The sequence below is a fragment of the Buttiauxella sp. S19-1 genome, assembly GCF_022134725.1.
Classification (GTDB): Bacteria; Pseudomonadota; Gammaproteobacteria; order Enterobacterales; family Enterobacteriaceae; genus Buttiauxella; species Buttiauxella ferragutiae.
In genome coordinates, this window is sequence record NZ_JAHWLU010000235.1 from 1 (window position 1) to 1,739 (window position 1,739).

General features: G+C 54.3%; 1 protein-coding gene and 1 pseudogene. Both read left to right on the forward strand.

All coding sequences use genetic code 11. The features are described 5' to 3' along the window. Nucleotides 1–382: pseudogene (locus MES37_RS24220) on the forward strand (hypothetical protein); the annotation flags it as partial. Between the two features lie 24 nt (nt 383–406). Beyond that, nucleotides 407–1,739 (forward strand): hypothetical protein (locus MES37_RS24225; protein ID WP_237932809.1); only part of this gene is annotated, 1,333 nt, incomplete at its 3' end.

Here is a 1,739-nt window from a genome sequence, read left to right on the forward strand (position 1 = left end):
GGTCAAAGGCGACCTGGCCCAGAAAGTGGCGGGTGCGCTGGGCACGGATGCACAGGGCGATATCGTGCTGCAGAGCAATACGAAAATCACGCTGCGGGTGGGAAGTTCGTTTGTGGTGATACACCCCGGCGGCGTGGATATCAGCGGGCTGAAAATCAACCTTAACAGCGGCGGCAGACCGGGGGATCCGGTGCACACGCAACTGCCGGCGGTGTTGAGTGCGCTGGCAGGTGAGGGAGATGCACCCGTTGAGCCGCCGCAGGATGGTGAAAGGAGCAGCGGTTACGGAAGTGGTGGAGGCGGCTCGGGAAATGGAGAGGGGCCAGAGGAACCGGACGAGCCGGAAAGTGAAGAGTCCGGCGTTTGGTTTTTCTTTTCATAATCGCATAAGAGCAGGGAGAGTAAGATGAAAATGGTATTACCCGTTGACGGATATCGTTCGGCCAGGGAGTTAATGGAGGCCATGCAAGGTACGCAAGGTGATACGTACTGGCTGCTGAAACCCGGTGAATACTGGCATGGAGGTATTCACTTTTATGATGGTTTTGCGGATAACGCTGTCTACAATCCGGAAAGTCATGGGCTGAAATGCATGACTGATGGACAGGTAGTGGCCTGGCGTCTGAATGATGCTTACCAGACTGCTAAGTACGGTACGGAATCACTGAAATTTAGCTCGACGTTTGTGCTCGTTAAATCCACCTGCATTCCGGACAACAATAAACCCGAGAACGCTCTGGAGTTTTACACCCTGTGGATGCAGATCGCACCGCTTTCTGAATACGGTGCAGAATCCCCCACTGCCACAGTTACTGCCAGTTCGCTTAAAGTTCGCGAGGATAATCCGGCTGAAGGCTGGGTGCGTGCCGGTCTACCGGACGGAAATGTTGCTGATGCTGGTCGCAACTATGAGGCTCCCCTGGACACCGAAACCACTTTGCCACGCGGAAGTGTCGTGGAGATTGAGGAGGAAGCGACGTTCCTGCTTAATAATCAACCGGCCCCCTTCATGTTTGTTCGGGTTAAATCTGTGCCGGACGGGAAAGAATCCGGTCTGGCAGCAGGTGGATCAGGATGGGTCTCCGGTCTGGATAAATACGTCAGGCGCGGTGCCAGCAGCCTGCCTGCGTGGATGCAAAGGGCCCGTGAGCATGGTGTATTTAACCAGGCCGTATCTGGCGAAAGCATCGAAGTAAAAGCCGGTGAAGTGATAGGCCATCTGAGTTATCACGAGCGTCCTGAGGCGGGTTCGCAGTATTTCTGTCATCTGGAGGTCTTCAGCCAGGATCCACGTATGGGGGATTTTCTGGCGAATAAAGCAGGCGTGACGAGTGGTGCAGCAGAATTGCATACGCTGGCGGGTAAGAAGCTGTGGAAGTACAACGAAGAGAGTGCGGCATTTGAGGTGGCGGGTGTTGGCGGGGCGACCCTTTTTTCGAAAGCAGAACGGCTCACAACTGAAAGCGAGTGCCAGAGTAAAGAATCAAACGGAAAAACCTGGTACGAGATTCCCGCAGAGTCGGCATGGATGTCAGCAGATGATGTGGAGAAGGTGAGTCAGTTTGACCTTGAGAAACGAGGTTTTATCCGGCTGGAGCAGAATGAGGAACCTCAGAGTCTCTTCCAGACCCCGGAAGAAGGATGGCTGCGTCAGACGTTTGGTCGGCTGGAAGAGCTGACCCGAAGTGATGCCGATGACACCTATTCGTCGGGAGATGCTGAAAGCTATAAGAAGTTAC